Below are 20,275 nucleotides of genomic sequence, written 5' to 3'. Positions count from 1 at the left end.
GTACGTAATGACATGGTATCTCTCGCATCCCAGGGCATAAGCGACTCCAAAAACGGGTTCGTATGCCTTAGTTGTAAGTGTCTACCATGTCCCCGAACAAGTGTTCATGATGTCCCCGGACCGCACACCCCAAAGGGGCGAGGGGATTTGTACGGTGGTAGATTTGGTTTTGTAGGCCGGGTAAGGCGGAGCCGCCACGCGGCTTTGTTGTTGGCATCTGAGCCTGAAATTGCCCGGTGGCGCTGTGCTTACCGGGCCTACAGTTTGGGGATATGGTTTTGTAGGCCCGGTAAGGCGGAGCCGCCACCCGGCTTTGTTGTTGGCATCTGAGCCTGAAATTGCCCGGCGGCGCTGCGCTTACCGGGCCTACGGTTTGGGGGTAAAGACCGCACAGCCCCTTGAGGGCTAGGGTGAGGGGGCAACAGCTGGCTCCGCCGCCGCAACCGTTGAAACCACCCCGCCCGCCATCGTTTGCTGAATCTGCTGTTTATCCATATTCACCGCCTTCAACTTCCCGTTTACCGTCGGTTTTAGCGGCGCTTTTTCCTGTACGCTTCCGCTGGCGGTTAGCTGGATGTTGCCATCACCACTGATCGGCAGCACAGGCCAGCCCCATTGCTGCAATATATTCAGCGGCACGCCGCGTCCGTTCAGGCTGATCGTTGTCTGGCGTTGCGGCAGTTGCGAAACCGCCGCCGTGGCTTCCAGAATACCTTTTTCGGTAAATGCGCTCAGTTCAGTGATATTGACCGTCGACGCGTTGGCCGCCAGTGCGAGCGACGGACGGCGCACGTCCACGCGGTTAAAGGTGGCGGCTGCACCGTTGAATGTCGCATTGCCGCCCCACACGCCCCACTGACGATCTTTTGCCAGCTGGAGGTTAGCACCGTAACCGTCGAGGGAAGTGACTTGCCACGGGAAAGCGGGGTCGATATCGATAACCAGATTGCGGCTGAGGCCGAATTTTTTCAGGGTCACGCCGTTGAGCCATTCCGGCAGTTGTTCCATCCACAGGGTTTTCCAGTTCTGCGGCAGGGTGTATTCCAGCCCGGCAACGGCAACATCGTCGAGCACTAACGCTTTGCTGTTGCGTAGCCAGTTGCCGGAGGTGCGCACCATGCCGCCTTCCCAGCGGGAGGTGAACTGGCGCAGCGCCACGCCTTGCGGCGCAAATTCGGCATTCAGAATCGGGTCAAAAAGATGCAGCGAACCGTAGATAAACTCGCTGGCGTTCATGGATAAACGCCCGTCCCGGCTCTGCCAGTCACCCTTGCTGAGGGTCAGGTTGCGCAAACTCAGGTCGAGGTCGGTCACTGCCCAGTCCGGCCCCTGGAGGCGCGCGTCGGTCACTTCCAGACGACCAATTTGCAATGACGGCAACGTGGTAATCGGTGCAAAGAAATCCATCAGTGATTTTTCGCTTTGCAGACGAATGTCGTTCAGACGCATCGTGTCGATAACCCAGCCGCCGTCGGCGTTGCGCCGTGCGGTTCCGGTCAGCGAACCGCGCGCCATATCTGCGCCGACGGTGCTCAACACCACTTCATCGCCGTTCAGCTCGCCCTGAATCAGCACGTTGCTGGCGGGAACGCCATTAAGCGTCAGCGATCCGGCGCTCATCTGGATTTGGGCCTTTTTGCCCAGCACGTTGCCCGCTTCAGGTTGCCAGGGGCTGACGCCGCCGGTGACCTTTTGTGCACTGAGATCCCACTGTGTATTCGGGCTGTTAAACGCCATGTTATTCAACTGCAGGCGGTCAGCCTGGAAGGGGAGCGGCGCGGTCTGCGGGGAGAGATTCAACGTACCGTCGTGCAGGGTGATGGTATCCATATGCAGCGGATCGGTGATTTGTCGGCTGCTCAAGCCAATATCGACTTTCTTTGCCACCAGCGTGGCGGGTTTGCCATCCCGGCCAAAAGTGACGTTTTCCAGAACGATGTGTGAAGGAGAGGAAAAACGATGATCCATCTGGTCGAAATTGAGTTCGTAATTGGTATTCACCGTAACCCAACTGCTTACCTGAGCCGCGCCCCATCGGGTCTGCACGAGGACATAAAGTGCCAGGATTGCGATCAGTACCGCAATCAAAATCCAGATCAGCAGCTTTCCAATAAATTTCATGGTCTTCCATCCCGTCAAACGCACATAAAGGAGTTATGCACGATTTATGCGCAATCCTCAAGGCAGGAATGGTGTAATTCGGTTTCACGGCAGGCGCTGAGGCCTGCCGTGATGGGGATCAGTTCTTTTCAGGCGGGAAGACGAGGTTCAGAACAATTGCCGTGATACCACCTGCGGCGATGCCAGAGGAGAGCAGGTTTTTCACCCAGTCAGGCGCAAACTGCAGGATCAGAGGCTGTTGAGACACGCCCAGACCGACGGCCAGAGACAGCGCAATAATCATGATCGCCCGACGGTTCAGTGGTTCGCGTGACACAATGCGCACGCCAGATGCCGCAATTGTACCGAACATTACCAGTGTCGCACCGCCCAGAACCGGTTCCGGAATGTGCTGCACGAAGCCACTCACCGCCGGGAACAGTCCGAGCACAATCAGCATCAGTGCGACGACAAAGCCAACATAGCGGCTGGCGACACCGGTGAGCTGAATCACGCCGTTGTTCTGACCAAAGCAGGAGTTCGGGAACGTATTAAATACGCCGGAGACAAACGAGTTCAGACCATTCGCCAGCACACCGCCTTTCAGACGTTTCATATACAGCGGGCCTGAGACTGGCTGTTCGGATACGTCAGACGTCGCGGTGATATCGCCGATGGTTTCCAGCGAAGTGATCATGAACACCAGCATCAGCGGCAGCAGCAGGTTCCAGTCAATGCCTAAGCCGTAGTACAACGGCGTGGGGACCATGATCAGCGGGCTGTCGGTCTGTGCGGTGTTTTCCGGCAGCATGCCCAGCGCCCACGCCATCAGGTAACCGGCCGCCATAGCAATCACCAGCGACGCAACGCGCAGGTACGGGTTACGCTGGCGGTTGAGCAGGATAATAATTGCCAGCACGACACCCGCCAGCAGCAGGTTTTTCGGTGCGCCAAAGGTATGGTCGCTCATCGCCGCATAGCCGCCACCGATAGACGTCAGGCCAACCTGAATCAGCGACAGACCGATAATCATCACCACTACGCCGGACACCAGCGGCGTAATCACGCGACGCGCCAGATGCAGAACGCGGGAGATCGCCATCTCCGTGCAGCTTGCCAGCATCAATGTACCGAACAGAGCAGCCATCATTGTCGGGACATCCGCACCGCCAGTTTTCAGTGCAGTTCCGCCCATGATCAGTGGCGCAACGAAGTTAAAGCTGGTGCCCTGAATCGACAGTAACCCCGACCCTACCGGACCCCAGGCTTTAATCTGAATAATGGATGCCACGCCGGAAGCGAAGAGCGACATGCTGATGATGTGCTGCGTGTCTTGTGCCGGTAAACCGAGCGCCTGACAGATCAACAGTGCAGGCGTGATAACGGCCACGAACATCGCCAGCAAATGCTGGCTCGCGGCAAACAGCGTTTGCGCCAGCGGGGGGCGATCTTCGAGACGGTAGATTAATTCACTATTATGATGAGTCTTCGCAATCGGTTGCGCATCAGGAGACTCTACGGCGTTAACGGACATCGGCGGCAATCCCACGGTGGAAAAGCGGGCATTTTATCTGACCGGATGGTAAAAGCAAACGATTGCATTTATAAATTATACAAACTGTTTCTGTCAGTGTTTATTAGGCGTTGGAATAACGCTCGGTTTCCGGCATCCAGCGCTCAATTAATGCGACGGCCTGAGCGGGATAACGTTCATGAATGTGACGTGCGAGGCGCTGAACCTCTGGGATCATGGCCTGATCGCGCAATAAATCCGCAACTTTGAATTCAGCGTTACCTGTCTGACGCGTTCCTAATAATTCGCCAGGACCACGGATCTCAAGATCCTTTTGCGCAATGACAAATCCATCGTTGCTGTCGCGAAGCACCTGCAAGCGCATTTGTGCCGTTTTGGAAAGCGGTGATTTGAAGAGTAGGACGCAATGGGAGGCCACCGCGCCACGTCCGACGCGGCCACGCAGCTGGTGGAGCTGCGCAAGACCCAGACGTTCCGGGTTTTCGATGATCATCAGACTGGCATTGGGTACATCCACGCCGACTTCGATAACTGTAGTGGCGATCAGCAAATGCAGCTCGCCCTGTTTGAATGCCTGCATCACGGCCTGCTTTTCAGCAGGTTTCATTCGACCATGAACCAGCCCGACATTCAGCTCGGGAAGCGCTAGCTTGAGCTCTTCCCACGTCGCTTCTGCGGCCTGAGCTTCCAGCAGATCGGACTCTTCAATCAAAGTACACACCCAATAAGCCTGACGGCCCTCTTGAGTGCAGGCGTTGCGGACACGCTCGATGATTTCGTGGCGACGGGTATCCGGAATGGCTACGGTGGTGACCGGCGTACGGCCAGGCGGCAATTCGTCGATAGTTGAGGTGTCCAGATCGGCATAGGCAGTCATCGCCAGGGTGCGTGGGATAGGCGTGGCGGTCATGATCAGCTGATGCGGGTGAAAACCCTGTTGAAGTCCTTTCTCCCACAATGCCAGGCGTTGATGCACGCCAAAACGGTGCTGCTCATCGATGATCACCAGTGCAAGGCCGTTAAACTGTACCTGCTCCTGGAAAATGGCGTGAGTGCCGACAATCATCTGTACCTGACCGCTGGCGATGGCTTCTTGCTGTACCACACGCGCTTTGCCTTTCTGCTTCCCGGCAAGCCAGCCGACTTCAATACCAAGCGGTGCAAACCAGTTGCGGAAGTTATTCGCATGCTGTTCGGCCAGCAGTTCGGTCGGAGCCATTAACGCGACCTGCTTACCATGCGCAATGGCGCGCAACGCAGCCAGGGCGGCGACCAGTGTCTTACCTGAACCCACGTCACCCTGAACCAGGCGCATCATTGGCACGTCGAGCGCCATATCACGCTCGATCTCCGCAGTCACTCGCGCCTGAGCGTTAGTGGGTTTGAACGGCAGGGAGGCCAGCAGCTTATCTTTCAAATCATCACGGGCGGGAAGAGGTTGTGCATGAAAACGTTGTGCACCAGCGCGAAGCGCCAGCATGCTCAAGTTATGTGCCAGTAATTCTTCAAGGATAAGCCGCCGCTGCGCCGGATGTTGGCCGCTCTCTAAATCGCTCAGCTGTAAGGATGGCGGTGGGCGATGCAGTGTGCGAATCGCTTCCGGCAGGCTCATCATACCTTGCGCCAGTTCAGGTGGCAGCAGTTCGGCGATGGCGCAGGTCTCGAGCAGTTCAAGCGCCTGGTCGGTCAACTTGCGCAGCGTCGCCTGCTTGATGCCTTCCGTCGTGGGATAAACGGGTGTCAGCGTTTCCTGTAATTCAGGGGTACTGAGATCGCCCTGAACACGGTATTCCGGGTGGATCATCTCCGCACCGTACTTCCCGCGTTTGGCTTCTCCATACGCCAGCACACGCCGTCCGGCGGCAAGGCTATTTTTCATCGCGGCGCTGAAATTGAAAAACCGCATCGTGAGAATTCCGGAACCATCGCTGATCTGGCATGTCATCATGCGACGACCGCCGAAGGTGATGGTGGAGTTCAGGACTTCACCTTCCACAGTGGCATAAATGCCTGGAAGCAGATCGCTAATAGCGTAAAGCTGAGTGCGATCTTCGTAACGCAGGGGAAGGTGCAGGAGTAAATCTTGTACAGTGTGCAGACCGATTTTTGCCAGTTTGCTGCTTTGCGCCGCACCCACGCCCGTTAACGAGCTTAGCGGAATGGCATCAAGCAGATGGCCGTTCATGGATTACCCTGCAAACTGCATTGTGGACCACCATGCGGCATCGGCTTCGATTTCGCCCTGCGCATTGACGTGGGGATAAGGCAATTTCTTCTGCTTAGCCACGCGAGCCAGCACCGGATAGCCACCTTCAAACAACAGACGCTGCTGTTCATCTTCAGGAAGCATGCTGTTTTCGCGTTCGTACATGCCTGCGTTCTGACGCTGACGCTGTGCTTCATACAGAATTAACGCAGAGGCCACGGAGACATTGAGCGACTGCACCATGCCGATCATCGGGATGATGATGTCTTGATCCGCCAGATCTAACGCTTCTTGCGTGATCCCGGTTTTCTCCTGACCCATCAGAATGCAGGTCGGGCGGGTATAATCAATTTCGCGAAAATCGACTGCTTTATCGGAAAGGTGCGTCGCCAGAATCTGCATGCCGCTTTCCTTCAGTTGTGAGACGGCGTCGGCAATGGTGCGATGTGTTTTAACCGTCACCCAGCTATTGCTGCCCGCGGCGCTCGAAACCATAGTGTGCATGCGGTTGCTCGGCCAAACGGCGTGGACTTCATGCACGCCAACGGCGTCCGCCGTACGCACTATCGCAGAGACGTTATGAGGTTTATGGACTTGCTCCATGCAGACGGTCAGATCGGGTTGACGTCTGGCGAGCATTTCACAGATACGCTCATAACGGTTTGAGTTCATTATGCTAGTTTCGGTTACGGGTGACTTTAATAACGTCCGGCATGACGCGAATCTTGCGCATGATATTCGCCAGATGCACGCGGTCGCGAGCGGTCAGACGAATGAACGCACTGTAAACACGACCATCTTTTTCTTCCGTGTTCAGGCTCTGAATGTTGGAAGAGGCCGTGTTAATCGCCGCCGTCAGATTCGCCAGCGCGCCCTGGTGGTTGAACATATCGACCTTAATTTCGGTGATAAATTCTTGCTCGGTCTCTTTATCCCACTCAACGGCCATAAACTTCTCAGGCTCTTTCTGATAGCCACGGATGTTACGGCAGGATTCGTGATGGATAACCAGACCTTTACCAGGACTAACGTGCGCGATGATCGGGTCGCCAGGAATCGGTCGGCAGCACTTGGCGAAAGTGATAAGCACCCCATCTGCACCTTTGATAGGCAGATGGCCGTGGCCTTGCGTGGCGGGTTGTGCAACGGAAGCATCGCCCTGTTGCAGATTCTTCGCCACGACGACGCTCATTGCATTACCCAGACCAATTTCAGCCAGCAGATCGTCAAGCGAGGCGAGCTTCATACGCTCAAGCTCACGCTGGATATTCTCTGGCGGAATCTCGGCCAACTTACGGCTGCCGCCCAACGCGTGGTTGAGCAGACGACGACCAAGGCTGACTGAATCATCACGTTTCAGGTTTTTCAGCAACTGGCGGATTTTGGCGCGTGCTTTTGAGCTGACAACAAAGTTGAGCCATGCGGCATTCGGGCGAGCGCCCGGTGCGGTAATAATTTCAACCGTCTGGCCGCTGGTGAGTGGCTGCGACAGCGGATACGGCTGGCGGTCGACGCGTGCGCCCACGCAGGCATGACCAATATCGGTATGCACTGCATAAGCGAAGTCGACCGGCGTTGCGCCAGCAGGCAGTTCGACAATGCGCCCTTCTGGCGTGAAAACGTAAATCTCATCCGGGAAGAGATCGGATTTAACGCTCTCGATAAATTCAAATGAGCTACCGGCGCTTTGCTGGAGTTCAAGCAGACTTTGCATCCAGCGCTGGGCGCGAATTTGCGCGGTCGTGCTGGTTTCACCGTGCTCTTTATAAGCCCAGTGTGCCGCAACACCCATTTCCGCCATCTGGTCCATGTCTTCGGTGCGGATTTGCACTTCAACCGGTACGCCGTGCGGGCCGATCATTGAGGTGTGCAAAGATTGATATCCGTTCGCTTTTGGAATGGCAATATAATCTTTGACCCGCCCCGGACGCGGTTTGTATAGGCTGTGCATCTGACCGAGTACACGATAGCAGGTGTCAGAATCATGAACGATCACGCGGAAAGCGTAGATATCCATGATCGAGTGAAAACGCTGCTCTTTAAGCACCATTTTGCAATAAATAGAGTACAGATGTTTTTCACGGCCACTGACGCGACACGGAATCCCCGCTTCTTGCAAACGCCCTTCGATTTCAGAGAGGATTTTTTGAATCATCTCTTTACGGTTGCCGCGCGCGGCTTTTACGACCTCTTTAATGACGCGATAGCGGTTCGGGTATAACGCTTCAAAACCCAGCTCTTCAAGCTCGGTTTTAATGTGATGGATACCTAAACGGTGCGCCAGTGGGCTGTAAATTTCGAGGGTTTCACGCGCAATGCGGCGACGTTTATCCGGGCGTAAAGAGCCCAGCGTGCGCATATTATGGGTGCGGTCAGCGAGTTTGATGAGGATGACACGGATATCCTGCACCATTGCCATAATCATCTTGCGGAAGTTTTCGGCTTGCGCCTCTTTCTTATCGCGGAATTTCAGCTTATCAAGCTTAGAGACCCCTTCCACCAGTTCGGCAACGCTTTTGCCAAAGAGCTGTTCCATATCCTGGTAAGTGGCGGGGGTATCTTCGATCACGTCATGCAGCAGCGCAGCCATTATCGTTTCATAGTCGAGTTTCATCTCGGCCAGAATACAGGCCACCGCTACCGGGTGAGTGATATAGGGTTCACCGCTTGAACGTGTCTGGCCCTCGTGAGCGTCACGTGCAACGAGATACGCCTGCTGAAGACGCTTAATTTGCTCTTCAGACAGGTAGGTTTGAATCAGTTGATTCAGGCTTTCAAACAGATACAAGGGCGACCCGCAGGATTAATTAACGACGACCTTCAGCAATGGCGGTTACAGCCTGCAGTTCTGCGGCTTCCTGCTCTTGCTGCTCCTGGCGATCACGTACGTCGAGGATCTGGTTGTTGATCAGACCTTCTTCGATTTCGCGCAGCGCGATCACGGTGGTTTTATCGTTTTCTTCTGGTACCAGTGGATCTTTACCACCGGACTGCAACTGACGAGCGCGACGCGCGGCGACCAGTACCAGGTCAAAACGGTTACCAATTTTCTCTACAGCGTCCTGAACAGTTACGCGTGCCATACTTAAAATGCTCCACAGATGAAGAAAGGACTGGGCATGATACTGAATGTGGGTTCAGTCTGCCAACAGTTTGGTGATTAATGCGTCATGTCGCTGCTTCTGGCGGCTCATGCGCAGACGTTCTGCACGAATGATGGTTTTCAAATCGCCCAAGGCGGTATCAAAATCATCATTCACAATAAGGTAATCATATTCGGCGTAATGGCTCATTTCTGCAACTGCCTGCGCCATACGTTTTGCGATAACGTCTTCGCTATCCTGACCGCGTCCACGCAGGCGGCGGTCGAGCTCATCCTTCGATGGCGGCAAAATAAAAATGCTTCGGGCTTGCGGCATCTTCGCACGAATCTGCTGTGCACCCTGCCAGTCGATATCCAGGAACACATTCACGCCGGTTGCCAGAACCTGCTCAATGGTTTCACGGGATGTCCCGTAGTAGTTACCGAATACTTCAGCGTGTTCAAGGAACGCATCTCTGCCAATCATCGTTCTAAATTCGTCGTGATTAACAAAGAAATAGTGTTCACCGTGTGTCTCGCCCGGACGCGGTGCTCGCGTGGTGTGAGAAACCGAAACTTGCGTATCGTACAACGGTTGGGTTTTTAACAGCGCCTGAATCAGGCTGGATTTACCCGCGCCACTAGGGGCAGAAACAATATAAAGCGTGCCTTGAGCCATGAGAGTCTTTTGTATGTGTTAGCGATGAAGTCCTACATACGGGCTTATTATACACGTCGCCGCTCCGTGACGTAGCCTTTGTCACACTTTTTCCGCTGGATTGTTGATTTTTGCGTGCCGTTTTCCGGTTCTTCTACCTCTTTGCTGCAATTAAAACAAAACGCTGAAGCGTCCTCGTAAATCGTGATTTTGCTGCTGGTCAGGGCAAAACAGCAGGGTTATACCTTGCGCAAAACAGGGAGGCGTCACGATGTGGAAATGGGTGGGAATAGTGTTAATGCTGTGGAGCGGTTGTGGAATAGCGATATGCCCTGACTGGTCACACATGAAAGCAAAGCAGGAAATTACGGGGCTAAGTGCGCAGATAGCCCATTGGAATCAGGCTTACTGGAAAGAGGGAAAAAGCGATGTTAGCGACGAGGTGTACGATCAACTGAACGCACGGCTAGCGCAATGGAGACGCTGTTTTGACGACGAACCGGTTTCTGATGACATTCCCTTGGCCAGCGGCACGATAAAACACCCCATTGCGCATACGGGCGTACATAAAGTGGTGGGTAAAGAAGAGTTACGCAAGTGGTTGAGAGTTCACCATGACTTGTGGGCACAGCCGAAAGTCGATGGTGTGGCGGTAACACTAGTCTATAAAAAAGGGAAGTTAGTGCAGGCGATCAGCCGTGGAGATGGCATCAAAGGAGAGGACTGGACGGTACAGGCACAAAAAATCCCTATGATCCCCTTAATCCTGCAAGGCCCACTGGCTGACAGCGTTCTCCAGGGGGAGCTGTTCTTGCTGAGCGACGGGCATGTTCAGCAGCAGATGGGAGGAATGAACGCCAGAGCTAAAGTTGCCGGTTTGATGATGCGCCAGACCCATCAGCCGGTGCTGGATAATCTCGGTGTATTTATCTGGGCCTGGCCTGATGGTCCACAAAGCATGGCGCAACGTCTGGCTGAGCTGACGAAAGCGGGTTTTGCTCTGACTGAGCGCTATACGCGAGTCGTTAGAACAGCTGATGAGGTTGAACAAATTAAAAACCAGTGGCAGACATCGCCTCTACCTTTTGCCACTGACGGCATTGTTGTTCGTTCCGCGATTGAGCCAGCGGGCGAGCGCTGGCAACCCGGTGAAGGGGATTGGGTTGTTGCCTGGAAGTATTTGCCTGTTTCGCAGCTTGCCGAAGTCAAAGCCATTCAATTTGCGGTTGGGCGAACGGGCAAGATCTCCGTTGTCGCCGTACTTGAACCTGTGCAACTGGACGACAAGCGCGTACAGCGGGTGAGTTTGGGTTCGGTTGGACGCTGGCGAACGCTGGATATTGCGCCCGGCGATCAGGTGCTGGTGAGTCTTGCGGGGCAGGGGATACCGCGTGTGGATAACGTTGTATGGCGGGGCGTTGACCGTATCAAACCGGTCCCCCCTGCATCGCACTTTAGTCCGCTGACCTGTTTTTATGCATCGCCGGATTGTCTGGAACAGTTTTTTGCTCGTTTCGTCTGGCTGAGCTCTCGACAGGTTCTTGATATTGAGGGATTAGGCGATTCGAACTGGCGGCTATTACATCAAGCACACCATTTTGAACACATTTTCTCCTGGCTGGCGTTAACCAAAGAGCAGCTCCAGAGTACGCCAGGATTTAATTCTGCACGCGGTTTACAGCTATGGCACCGCTTTGAGTTCGCACGCCAGCAGCCGTTTACGCGATGGATGAGTGCGTTCGGGGTGCCACTGCCGACAACTGCTATAAAAGCGCTTAATGAACGTTCCTGGCGAGAATTACGCGATAAAGATGCGGGAAGCTGGCATCAGCTTCCCGGTATCGGCCCGGAAAAAGCGCAAAGGCTGGTCGCGTTTTTTCATGATCCCGTGATCGTGAACCTTGCGGTATGGCTAGGTGAGCAAGGCGTTAAGGGATTTTAGAGCGACCCTGTTTTGGCCTTTCGCCAAGGGGTGTTTTTATCCGCTGAGCTAAACGTTTCACGCAGTTGGTCGTAATCGAAAATATGGCGACCGCCATCCATAACCGGGAGCAATGTGGGTTCCTGGTAGCAGGTTTCCAGCACAGAACTGCAGTTTTCAACGCCTGTGGAGATGCCAAGCCAGCTGAGCATTAGCCCATAGTTATTTGCTGTGGACCAGAAGCCTGGAACCCACCCTAACTGGCGTTTTTGGCTGGCGAGAGCAGGCTGACTATACCAAATATACTGCGGAACCTCGTAAGCCTCTTTGCTTGGATTACGGGAGCCATGCATATAAATAGATTCCAACTGCGGGTTTTTTTCTAGCCCGTGGTCGGAGAAATAGAGAATTGAAGACGCGCTGCTTTGCAAACGTTTCGCAACCTCGCCGATAAAGTAATCGGTATAGCGGATCGCATTGTTATAGCAATCTTCGTATTTATCGCCGGTATTAATAACGTTTGCTGATTCAGGGTAGCGATCACACGCCATTTCATGACTGCCGTTGATGTGCAGCACGATGAATTTCTTACCGGGCTTTTTCAGCGCATCATCGAGGGCGGGCAACAGCTCGGTGTCATATTGTGTATTAATCCACTGCGCTTTTCGGCTGGCTGAGGCAATGGCAACAATATAGTTATTGCTCTTTCCTGAGTTCCCTTGCGCGCTAATCCATTCAGTGTGATAGCCCGCTTTATGCGCAACATTAACAATGTTATCTGCCAGTTTATCGACGGTAAAGTTATCGGGATCGGCTTTGCTAAGGATCATGGGGACAGCCAGTACAGTGGCTGAAGCAGGGGCTATAGCATGAGCAAAGATCAGCGCATTGTGCTTAAAGGCCGACTCGACAGGCGTTGTATCCTGGTTGAATCCGTAAAGCTGCATATTGCTGCGGCGCGCTGATTCACCGACGATCACCACATAGTTTTCGATACCGGTCTGATGGTATTGCAGGGCGGGATAATGGACATTGTATTGACTGATTTTGTCAGCCAACGCGCTGTCCCGGTGAGCAATAATGAACTCTGAGCCTGTGTAAAACGGCGTGTTTGTCAGGATTCGCGAACTAAGTGGATAGTAGACCTCGAGGTCTTTGCGCTTTTTCAGCCAGCTAGCCGTTGAGTACCAGCCCATGTAACCAACCAGCAATATTATGCTTATCGTTTTTGCCCGATCTGAAAGGTTTTCACTTAGCGATTTAATGGCGTAGAAGGTGATAATAAAATAGGCAACGATCACCGGAAGGCTACTGAGATATAAGCCTGACATACTTTTTGCTTCAGCAACGTGAGTTGCCAGAATGCTCATGGCAAAAACAGTGTTGAACTCGCTCTGGTAAACGTTCCAGGTACTGAATGCAATCCCAAAATTGAGCGTCAGCAGGGCGGTAAGAATGAAGGCAATAATTTTACCTGGAAGGTAGCGATAGATAGCCGAAGCGCCGAGCAACAGAAGGCTATTACAAATCGCAATGCGTACCACAAAACGTGCAGGTTGCGTAAAGTACACTGGCCATATTTGTATGAGCACGGAGATTAGCAGCAGGATTAAAAAATGGCTGCTGAGCTTTTTATCTATGGTGAGAACAGAGGCTTTGGCAAATGACATTGGTTCTTAACGCAAATTTCCAGGGCGGTTACAGAGCGGTATTGTATTCGTTTTTAGATATATTATAAGCCCACGAAAAGTGCTTTTTTTCTGCCCGTTGTCCTTACGTTAAGAACTCAGTGCGAGTCGTGGGTGTAGTGAAAAACAGGCAGCCCGAGTTTTAAACGCAGCGCCAACAGTCGCGCGGTAAAACCGAAAAGCAATGTCGCGATGACAACGACATCATGGCTTGAAACATAATGCTGCAAGGCGATATACAACACTGCTGATGCGAAGGAAATCCCGGCATAAAGCTCTTTCTGGAACACCAGTGGAATGCGTTTACAGAACATATCGCGCAACACGCCGCCAAATACGCCCGTTACGACAGCGGCGATGGTGGCGATGATTGGACCTTCTCCCATATCCAGCGCGATTTGTGCGCCAATAATGGAAAACACAATTAGACCTAATGCGTCCAGTACCAGAAACAGACGTCGTAGATGAGGCATGACAGGGGCTGCAATGGTGGTCAGCACAGCAGCGACGGCAACGATCACCACATATTCAGGATGTTTGACCCAGCCGAGTGGGTAGTGCCCCAATAAGATATCGCGAACAGATCCGCCGCCCAGTGCCGTTGCGGTTGCGATAATGATCACTCCGAAAGTGTCCATACGTCGACGTCCGGCAGCCAAGGCGCCAGTCATCGCCTCGGCTGTGATACCAACCAGATAAAGAATATGTAACAGCATTATCGCCTCCAGAAAAACTGGCGGCAGAGTAGCCTTTTGTGGGGGAGATCACGATTGAGATTTTCTAAGGCGAAGCTATTTGGCTTAGTTAAACTAATTTATTGATTGGGTTTTTGTTGCACTAAATAAGGATTGTTATGAGTGAAGGTGGTTTTCATCCATGAGAAAAAATAATGGGTAGCTCGCGGTGAGCTACCCATACGATTACTCGATGTTCTGAATCTGCTCGCGCATCTGCTCAATCAGCACTTTCAGTTCAATCGCGGAAGTCGTGACTTCAGCATTGATTGATTTGGAGGCCAACGTGTTCGATTCGCGGTTAAATTCCTGCATCATAAAATCGAGGCGACGGCCCACAGCTTCTTTTTTCTTCAGAATGTTGTAGGTCTCTTTCACGTGAGCTTCCAGACGGTCCAGCTCTTCAGCCACGTCAACGCGCTGCGCCATCAGGACCAGTTCTTGCTCCAGGCGGGTATTTTCAAGCTGGACTTCGGCGTCTTCCAGTCTGGCGAGCAGGCGTTCGCGCTGCCACTGCAGAACTTCAGGCATATGAGCACGGACTTTCAGGACTTCTGCGCTAACGCCTTCAAGACGCTGTTCAATCATCGCTTTAAGCGCCTGACCTTCAGTTTCACGGGCGATAATGAAGTCATCCAGAGCGCCATCCAGCGCACCCATAATTTCTGTGGTGATGGCATCCAGATCTTGCTCTCTCGCAGCCATCACACCCGGCCAGCGCAGGATATCAACAGGGTTAACTTCACCTTCGTCACTCTGCATCTTGACCCAGTTCGCGGCATTTACCAGCTGCTTAGCCAGTTTTTCATTGAGGATCAGCTCCCCTTGTGCGCTCGCATCGGGTTCAAAACGCAGGTTACATTCCACTTTACCGCGCGTCAGGCGAGCACGAATGCGTTCGCGGACGACCGGCTCAAGGCTACGGAATTGCTCCGGCATACGGAAATAGGTTTCCAGATAGCGCTGGTTTACCGAGCGCATTTCCCAGGTAGCGCTACCCCAGCTACCCTTGATTTCACGCCGGGCGTAGGCGGTCATACTGCGAATCATAGACATGTCCGTTTTTGGAGGTGAGATGGGGGGATTATAGCTTTCGGGGCTTTGTCAGGATAGGAATAAGCGCGTTTAATCCGTATAATGCGCAGCCACATTCGTTTCAAGCCGGAGATATCATCATGCGTCCAGCAGGCCGTAGCGCCAATCAGGTGCGCCCCGTCACCCTGACCCGTAACTATACAATTCACGCTGAAGGCTCCGTACTTGTTGAATTCGGTGACACCAAAGTGCTGTGCACCGCCTCTATCGACGAAGGCGTTCCGCGTTTTCTGAAAGGCCAGGGGCAAGGCTGGATCACTGCTGAATATGGCATGCTTCCTCGTGCAACCCACACCCGTAACGCTCGCGAAGCGGCAAAAGGGAAACAGGGCGGTCGTACGATGGAAATTCAGCGTCTGATTGCTCGCGCACTGCGCGCAGCCGTTGACCTCAAAACTCTCGGCGAATTTACCATTACCCTGGACTGCGACGTGATTCAGGCCGATGGCGGTACGCGTACCGCGTCTATTACCGGCGCGTGTGTGGCGTTAGCCGATGCGTTGAACAAACTGGTTGCCGCAGGAAAGCTCAAAACCAACCCAATGAAAGGGATGGTTGCCGCAGTCTCCGTTGGGATTGTGAAGGGTGAAGCCCTTTGCGATCTCGAGTACGTTGAAGACTCAGCAGCAGAAACCGACATGAACGTGGTGATGACCGAAGACGGTCGTATTATTGAAGTGCAGGGCACGGCAGAAGGCGAGCCGTTCACCCACGAAGAACTTCTTACCTTGCTGGCGTTAGCCCGAGGGGGAATCGAATCCATTGTCGCGGCGCAGAAAGCGGCGTTAGAAAATTGATTTAAGGGCGACGTTGTCGCCCTTTTTTTTGTCCGTAGAAAAGTTAATGAGGAGCAAATCCATGAAACCCTATCAGCGCCAGTTTATTGAGTTTGCGCTTAACAAGCAGGTACTTAAGTTCGGCGAATTTACGCTGAAATCCGGGCGCAAAAGCCCCTATTTCTTCAATGCCGGCCTGTTTAATACCGGGCGCGATCTGGCCTTGTTAGGCCGCTTCTACGCCGAAGCGTTGGTGGATTCCGGGATTGATTTCGATTTGTTGTTTGGTCCGGCTTACAAGGGTATTCCGATTGCGACAACCACCGCGGTAGCGTTAGCTGAGCACCACGATCGCGATGTGCCGTACTGCTTTAACCGCAAAGAAGCTAAAACGCACGGCGAAGGTGGCAATCTGGTCGGTAGCGAGCTGCAAGGGCGAGTAATGCTGGTGGACGATGTGATCACCGCCGGAACTGCAATCCGTGAATCCATGGAGATTATTCAGGCTAATGGCGCGACGCTTGCGGGAGTATTAATCTCTCTGGACCGTCAGGAACGTGGTCGCGGCGAAATTTCAGCGATTCAGGAAGTTGAACGCGATTACAGCTGCACAGTGGCATCGATTATCACCCTGAAAGACTTGATTGCTTATCTGGAAGAAAAACCTGAGATGGCGGATCACCTGGCGTCAGTGCGGGCGTATCGGGAAGAGTTTGGCGTTTGACTGAATTGCCCGGTGGCGCTGCGCTTACCGGGCCTACGATTCACGTAGGCCGGATAAGGCGTCGCCGCCTTCCGGCAAAAATATTACTGTAACTGAGCGGCAACTAACGGCCAGCGGGTGTCAAAATCATCCGTTGGGCGATATTTAAACTCGCTGCGTACAAAGCGCGAGAGCATACCTTCGCAAAAAGCCAGAAGCTGCCCGGCCAGTAAGGTTTCGTCAGTGACATATCCTTCGCCTTCACGCATTTTCTTTTCACGCAGAACCTGGCGCAGCTGGGCTTCGATGCGTTCAAAAAGCTGATTGATGCGCCCCTGAAGCTTGTCCTGCTCAAACATCAGCGCGTGACCCGTCAAAATGCGGGTCAAACCCGGATTACGCTCACCAAAGCCCAGAATCAACAGCACAATCAGACGTAAGCGCGAGGTGGTGTCTTTCTCGTCTTTTAAAATCAGATTGATACGGGTGATCAGACTGTCTTCGATAAATTCGATCAGGCTATCAAACATCCGCGTTTTGCTGGGGAAATGACGATACAGCGCCGCTTCTGACACGCCCACAGAGGCCGCCAGTTTTGCGGTGGTGATGCGTTGACTACCATCACTGGATTCAAGCATCAGAGCCAGAGACTGAAGTATTTCTTCGCGACGATTCCTTTTCGCGGTTTGTTTTTCTGCCATGTTACAAAATACCCCTGAAAATAAGCGCTTTACGGCTGGCATCCACGCAGCGACCGCAAACTGTCGTTTGCGGTATGTTATCGCGTTATGACGCTGTGAGATGCGTATCGTGGGCTTATTTGCGCCCTGAATGGCCGAAGCCGCCTTCGCCGCGATCGGTGGCGTCAAAATCTTCCACCAGATTAAATTCAGCCTGAACTACCGGCACAAAGACCATCTGTGCGATACGTTCGCCTGGCTCAATGGTGAAGCTATCTTGACCACGGTTCCAGACAGAAACCATCAGTTGGCCCTGGTAATCAGAATCGATAAGTCCAACCAAATTTCCCAGCACCACGCCATGCTTATGGCCCAGACCTGAGCGCGGCAGGATGACAGCGGCCAGTGACGAGTCGGCAATGTGAATCGCAAGACCAGTCGGGATAAGCGTGGTAGCGCCAGGAGCCAATTCTACGGCATCGTCGAGACAGGCGCGCAGGTCAAGACCCGCAGAACCGGTTGTGGCATAAGTTGGTAGCGGGAATTGCTGACCAACACGCGGGTCCAGAATCTTAACGTCGATTTTTTTCATCATAACGGGTAACGATCTCGTCCAGTAATTGTTGGCCCAGGAGTTCCTTGCGCTCAAGCGGTAAGACTTTATCTCCATCCTGCCAGAAAAGGTGCAGAGCATTGCTGTCGCTGTTAAATCCTTGCGCCGCCAGCGAAACATCGTTCGCGCAAATCAAATCGAGATTTTTGCTGATGCGTTTTTGACGGGCATATTCTTCCACATTATTCGTTTCAGCGGCAAATCCAACGACGTAAGGTCGATGGCTTTTTAGTGAGGCAACACCGGCAACAACATCGGGGTTTTTCACCATTTTTATTGTTAATTCATCGCCTTGCTTTTTGATTTTCGCATCGGCAATGGTTTCTGCACGGTAATCAGCAACGGCCGCACAGCCGATAAATATTTGCTGTTTCTGAGCGTGAGCCTGAACAGCGGCTTCCATTTCCAGCGCCGTCGTCACATCAATACGCTGCACCAACGCTGGTGTCGGTAACGAGACCGGCCCGCTTACCAGCGTGACCGTTGCCCCGCGTTTCGCCGCTGCCGCAGCAATGGCAAAGCCCATTTTACCGGAGCTGTGGTTGGTGATGTAACGCACGGGATCCAGTGGTTCGCGCGTTGGCCCCGCCGTAATCATGATGTTGAGATGTTGCAGGTCGTTGACAGGGGCGAAATGGGCGGCGGCCATATCGACGATGGCAAGGGGGTCCAGCATACGGCCGGGGCCAATGTCGCCACAGGCCTGGCTGCCGCTATCCGGGCCCCAGATCAGCAGACCGCGAGAGGAAAGAATCTCAAGATTATGCTGAGTGGCTGCGTTGCGGTACATCTGCTGATTCATCGCCGGGACAACCGCGACCGGGGCAGGTGTAGCCAGGCAAATGGTGGAGACCAGGTCGTTCGCCATTCCAGCCGCGACGCGCGCGATTAAATCCGCCGTTGCGGGGGCAAGGATAACCAGGTCGGCCCATTTCCCTAACTCAATATGGCCCATCGCGGCTTCGGCAGCAGGGTCAAGCAGGCTGTCAGATACCGGATATCCCGAAACGGCCTGCAGGCTCAGTGGCGTGATAAAGGCTTTGCCGCCTTCGGTTATTGCGACCCGCACGTCGGCCCCGCGTTCGCGCAAACGGCGCACCAGATCCGGCGCTTTATAGGCAGCAATGCCGCCGCTCACGCCGAGGACGATTTTTTTACCGGCCAGGCTCATCATGATTCTTTCCTGTTGGGTTTCACCAGAGAGCGGGCATTTTATCACAATCCAAAAAGTGGCGTGATTTTGTGCGTGCTTCACTTTGCGAGGCGTTACGCAAGAACGAAAGGTGCCTGTCGAACGACAAGGATTCCTGTGTCAGCATGATCGAAAAGCAGGGAGAAGGGATATGGATTTCACGTTGCCGCTATTACTACCGCGAGAAAAAATGCTGCAATACGGCATTACATCACTGACCGATGCCGAGCTGCTGGCGCTTTTTCTACGTACCGGTACGCCAGGGAAGAGTGTGTTTGTGTTGTCACAAGAGCTTTTGCAGCATTTTGGCTCGCTGTACGGTTTGCTGACTGCTGAACTGCCAGAATTTAAGCATGTCGAAGGAATTGGTGTCGCCAAGTATGCTCAGCTTAAAGGGATAGCCGAGCTGGCAAGGCGCTACCACAGCGTGCGTATGCTGGAGGATAATCCCCTGTTAAGCCCTGAAATGACGAGGGATTTCTTGCAAAGCCAGCTCTCTGATGCGGAGCGTGAGATCTTTATGGTGATCTTTCTTGATAACCAAAATCGGGTGCTAAAACACAGCCGTCTGTTTTCCGGCACATTGAGTCACGTAGAGGTTCATCCGCGAGAAATTGTGCGTGAAGCGATAAAAGTGAATGCAGCCGCCGTGATCCTCGCGCATAATCACCCCTCGGGTTGCGCTAAACCGAGTCAAGCTGACAAAGAGATCACTGAACGTATCATCAAATGCTGTCAATTCATGGACATTCGTGTGCTTGACCATTTAGTTATCGGTCGTGGAGAGTATGTTTCTTTTGCCGAACATGGTTGGATTTAGACCATTTCGCGCGATCCATCGGGATCTTTGTCTGTTCGGGACTTGAGCACATCGTCGAGTCAGCGTATACTACGCCACCTTTGAGAATCTCGGGTTTGGCATTTGGGCCTGGCAATCGAGAGTTCGCTTAGAACCGCGATGACCGGGCTGTAAAGCCTGACGAGGCGCCGATACCCCATACGAAGCTCGAGCTAATTTGATTTTTGGAGAATAGACATGTCCCGAGTCTGCCAAGTTACTGGCAAGCGTCCGGTGACCGGTAACAACCGTTCCCACGCACTGAACGCGACTAAACGCCGTTTCCTGCCGAACCTGCACTCTCACCGTTTCTGGGTTGAGAGCGAGAAGCGTTTTGTCACCCTGCGTGTATCTGCTAAAGGTATGCGTGTTATTGATAAGAAAGGCATCGATACAGTTCTGTCCGAACTGCGTGCCCGTGGCGAAAAGTACTAAGTACTTAACGAGGAAATAAA

The 20,275-nt window shown here is 53.3% G+C and carries 18 protein-coding genes; 5 read left to right on the top strand and 13 right to left on the bottom strand.

Going from position 1 to position 20,275, the window contains the following annotated elements:
• Positions 1-405: 405 nt before the first annotated feature.
• The 7 genes from JBO43_RS19830 to gmk form a co-directional block, all read right to left on the bottom strand.
• Positions 406-2,121: an AsmA family protein gene (locus tag JBO43_RS19830; protein WP_202674893.1), complete on the bottom strand. Its 1,716-nt coding sequence runs from the start codon at positions 2,119-2,121 to the stop codon at positions 406-408.
• Positions 2,122-2,239: 118 nt separating this feature from the next.
• Complete coding sequence (locus JBO43_RS19825; protein ID WP_103947701.1) at positions 2,240-3,634, bottom strand: nucleobase:cation symporter-2 family protein; 1,395 nt, start codon at positions 3,632-3,634, stop codon at positions 2,240-2,242.
• Between the two features lie 103 nt (positions 3,635-3,737).
• Complete coding sequence (gene recG, locus JBO43_RS19820) at positions 3,738-5,819, bottom strand: ATP-dependent DNA helicase RecG (RefSeq protein ID WP_202674892.1); 2,082 nt, start codon at positions 5,817-5,819, stop codon at positions 3,738-3,740.
• A gap of 3 nt (positions 5,820-5,822) precedes the next feature.
• Entirely contained in the window at positions 5,823-6,512 is a 690-nt protein-coding gene (trmH, locus tag JBO43_RS19815; protein WP_095280125.1) for a tRNA (guanosine(18)-2'-O)-methyltransferase TrmH, read from the bottom strand.
• A 4-nt stretch (positions 6,513-6,516) separates the two neighbouring features.
• Positions 6,517-8,628: a bifunctional GTP diphosphokinase/guanosine-3',5'-bis pyrophosphate 3'-pyrophosphohydrolase gene (spoT, locus tag JBO43_RS19810; RefSeq protein ID WP_095280128.1), complete on the bottom strand. Its 2,112-nt coding sequence runs from the start codon at positions 8,626-8,628 to the stop codon at positions 6,517-6,519.
• A 19-nt stretch (positions 8,629-8,647) separates the two neighbouring features.
• A complete protein-coding gene (rpoZ, locus tag JBO43_RS19805; RefSeq protein WP_095280132.1) occupies positions 8,648-8,923 on the bottom strand; it encodes a DNA-directed RNA polymerase subunit omega in 276 nt (91 codons plus the stop codon).
• A gap of 54 nt (positions 8,924-8,977) precedes the next feature.
• The gene (gmk, locus tag JBO43_RS19800; protein WP_095280135.1) at positions 8,978-9,601 is read right to left on the bottom strand and encodes a guanylate kinase; all 624 of its coding nucleotides are present in this window, start codon (positions 9,599-9,601) and stop codon (positions 8,978-8,980) included.
• Positions 9,602-9,851: 250 nt separating this feature from the next.
• On the opposite strand from gmk, the gene ligB reads away from it, so the two are divergent.
• On the top strand, positions 9,852-11,522 hold the full coding sequence (gene ligB, locus JBO43_RS19795) for an NAD-dependent DNA ligase LigB (RefSeq protein ID WP_202674891.1): 1,671 nt from the start codon (positions 9,852-9,854) through the stop codon (positions 11,520-11,522).
• Here ligB and JBO43_RS19790 read toward each other — a convergent pair.
• From JBO43_RS19790 to JBO43_RS19780, 3 genes are all read right to left on the bottom strand, one after another.
• Entirely contained in the window at positions 11,519-13,171 is a 1,653-nt protein-coding gene (locus JBO43_RS19790) for a phosphoethanolamine transferase (RefSeq protein ID WP_202674890.1), read from the bottom strand. The two genes, ligB and JBO43_RS19790, sit on opposite strands and share 4 nt — an antisense overlap.
• 116 nt (positions 13,172-13,287) lie before the next feature.
• The gene (locus tag JBO43_RS19785) at positions 13,288-13,905 is read right to left on the bottom strand and encodes a trimeric intracellular cation channel family protein (RefSeq protein WP_103947705.1); all 618 of its coding nucleotides are present in this window, start codon (positions 13,903-13,905) and stop codon (positions 13,288-13,290) included.
• Positions 13,906-14,109: 204 nt separating this feature from the next.
• Complete coding sequence (locus JBO43_RS19780; RefSeq protein ID WP_202674889.1) at positions 14,110-14,973, bottom strand: YicC/YloC family endoribonuclease; 864 nt, start codon at positions 14,971-14,973, stop codon at positions 14,110-14,112.
• A 125-nt stretch (positions 14,974-15,098) separates the two neighbouring features.
• Here JBO43_RS19780 and rph point away from each other — a divergent pair, with 125 nt between their 5' ends.
• Together rph and pyrE are read left to right on the top strand one after the other, a co-directional pair.
• On the top strand, positions 15,099-15,815 hold the full coding sequence (gene rph, locus JBO43_RS19775; protein ID WP_095280146.1) for a ribonuclease PH: 717 nt from the start codon (positions 15,099-15,101) through the stop codon (positions 15,813-15,815).
• Positions 15,816-15,876: 61 nt separating this feature from the next.
• Positions 15,877-16,518: an orotate phosphoribosyltransferase gene (gene pyrE / locus JBO43_RS19770; protein ID WP_103947707.1), complete on the top strand. Its 642-nt coding sequence runs from the start codon at positions 15,877-15,879 to the stop codon at positions 16,516-16,518.
• 83 nt (positions 16,519-16,601) lie between these two features.
• On the opposite strand, the gene slmA is transcribed toward pyrE, so the two are convergent.
• The 3 genes from slmA to coaBC form a co-directional block, all read right to left on the bottom strand.
• The gene (slmA, locus tag JBO43_RS19765; RefSeq protein ID WP_095280150.1) at positions 16,602-17,198 is read right to left on the bottom strand and encodes a nucleoid occlusion factor SlmA; all 597 of its coding nucleotides are present in this window, start codon (positions 17,196-17,198) and stop codon (positions 16,602-16,604) included.
• Positions 17,199-17,313: 115 nt separating this feature from the next.
• Positions 17,314-17,772, bottom strand: coding sequence for a dUTP diphosphatase (gene dut / locus JBO43_RS19760; protein ID WP_165790643.1), 459 nt, complete (start codon positions 17,770-17,772; stop codon positions 17,314-17,316).
• Positions 17,750-18,961, bottom strand: a complete 1,212-nt coding sequence (coaBC, locus tag JBO43_RS19755) for a bifunctional phosphopantothenoylcysteine decarboxylase/phosphopantothenate--cysteine ligase CoaBC (protein WP_202674894.1) — start codon at positions 18,959-18,961, stop codon at positions 17,750-17,752. The genes dut and coaBC overlap by 23 nt, the downstream gene beginning before the upstream one ends.
• Positions 18,962-19,133: 172 nt before the next feature.
• Between coaBC and radC the strand changes: the two genes are divergently transcribed.
• Positions 19,134-19,802, top strand: a complete 669-nt coding sequence (gene radC / locus JBO43_RS19750; protein WP_103947708.1) for a RadC family protein — start codon at positions 19,134-19,136, stop codon at positions 19,800-19,802.
• 216 nt (positions 19,803-20,018) lie between these two features.
• Positions 20,019-20,255, top strand: a complete 237-nt coding sequence (gene rpmB, locus JBO43_RS19745; RefSeq protein ID WP_002436699.1) for a 50S ribosomal protein L28 — start codon at positions 20,019-20,021, stop codon at positions 20,253-20,255.
• Positions 20,256-20,275 lie beyond the last annotated feature (20 nt).

This window comes from Lelliottia jeotgali (genome assembly GCF_016771845.1).
In the GTDB taxonomy this organism is placed as follows: Bacteria; Pseudomonadota; Gammaproteobacteria; order Enterobacterales; family Enterobacteriaceae; genus Enterobacter; species Enterobacter jeotgali.
The sequence above is the reverse complement of the archived record's forward strand: the minus strand, read 5'-3'. Positions and strand labels throughout refer to the sequence as shown.

Excerpts from the sequence above, each read along its gene's own strand:
- JBO43_RS19830 (WP_202674893.1), bottom strand. The coding sequence starts at position 2,121 with ATGAAATTTATTGGAAAGCTGCTGATCTGGATTTTGATTGCGGTACTG.
- JBO43_RS19825 (WP_103947701.1), bottom strand. The coding sequence starts at position 3,634 with ATGTCCGTTAACGCCGTAGAGTCTCCTGATGCGCAACCGATTGCGAAG.
- recG (WP_202674892.1), bottom strand. The coding sequence starts at position 5,819 with ATGAACGGCCATCTGCTTGATGCCATTCCGCTAAGCTCGTTAACGGGC.
- trmH (WP_095280125.1), bottom strand. The coding sequence starts at position 6,512 with ATGAACTCAAACCGTTATGAGCGTATCTGTGAAATGCTCGCCAGACGT.
- rpoZ (WP_095280132.1), bottom strand. The coding sequence starts at position 8,923 with ATGGCACGCGTAACTGTTCAGGACGCTGTAGAGAAAATTGGTAACCGT.
- gmk (WP_095280135.1), bottom strand. The coding sequence starts at position 9,601 with ATGGCTCAAGGCACGCTTTATATTGTTTCTGCCCCTAGTGGCGCGGGT.
- ligB (WP_202674891.1), top strand. The coding sequence starts at position 9,852 with ATGTGGAAATGGGTGGGAATAGTGTTAATGCTGTGGAGCGGTTGTGGA.
- JBO43_RS19790 (WP_202674890.1), bottom strand. The coding sequence starts at position 13,171 with ATGTCATTTGCCAAAGCCTCTGTTCTCACCATAGATAAAAAGCTCAGC.
- JBO43_RS19785 (WP_103947705.1), bottom strand. The coding sequence starts at position 13,905 with ATGCTGTTACATATTCTTTATCTGGTTGGTATCACAGCCGAGGCGATG.
- JBO43_RS19780 (WP_202674889.1), bottom strand. The coding sequence starts at position 14,973 with ATGATTCGCAGTATGACCGCCTACGCCCGGCGTGAAATCAAGGGTAGC.
- rph (WP_095280146.1), top strand. The coding sequence starts at position 15,099 with ATGCGTCCAGCAGGCCGTAGCGCCAATCAGGTGCGCCCCGTCACCCTG.
- pyrE (WP_103947707.1), top strand. The coding sequence starts at position 15,877 with ATGAAACCCTATCAGCGCCAGTTTATTGAGTTTGCGCTTAACAAGCAG.
- slmA (WP_095280150.1), bottom strand. The coding sequence starts at position 17,198 with ATGGCAGAAAAACAAACCGCGAAAAGGAATCGTCGCGAAGAAATACTT.
- dut (WP_165790643.1), bottom strand. The coding sequence starts at position 17,772 with ATGATGAAAAAAATCGACGTTAAGATTCTGGACCCGCGTGTTGGTCAG.
- coaBC (WP_202674894.1), bottom strand. The coding sequence starts at position 18,961 with ATGAGCCTGGCCGGTAAAAAAATCGTCCTCGGCGTGAGCGGCGGCATT.
- radC (WP_103947708.1), top strand. The coding sequence starts at position 19,134 with ATGGATTTCACGTTGCCGCTATTACTACCGCGAGAAAAAATGCTGCAA.
- rpmB (WP_002436699.1), top strand. The coding sequence starts at position 20,019 with ATGTCCCGAGTCTGCCAAGTTACTGGCAAGCGTCCGGTGACCGGTAAC.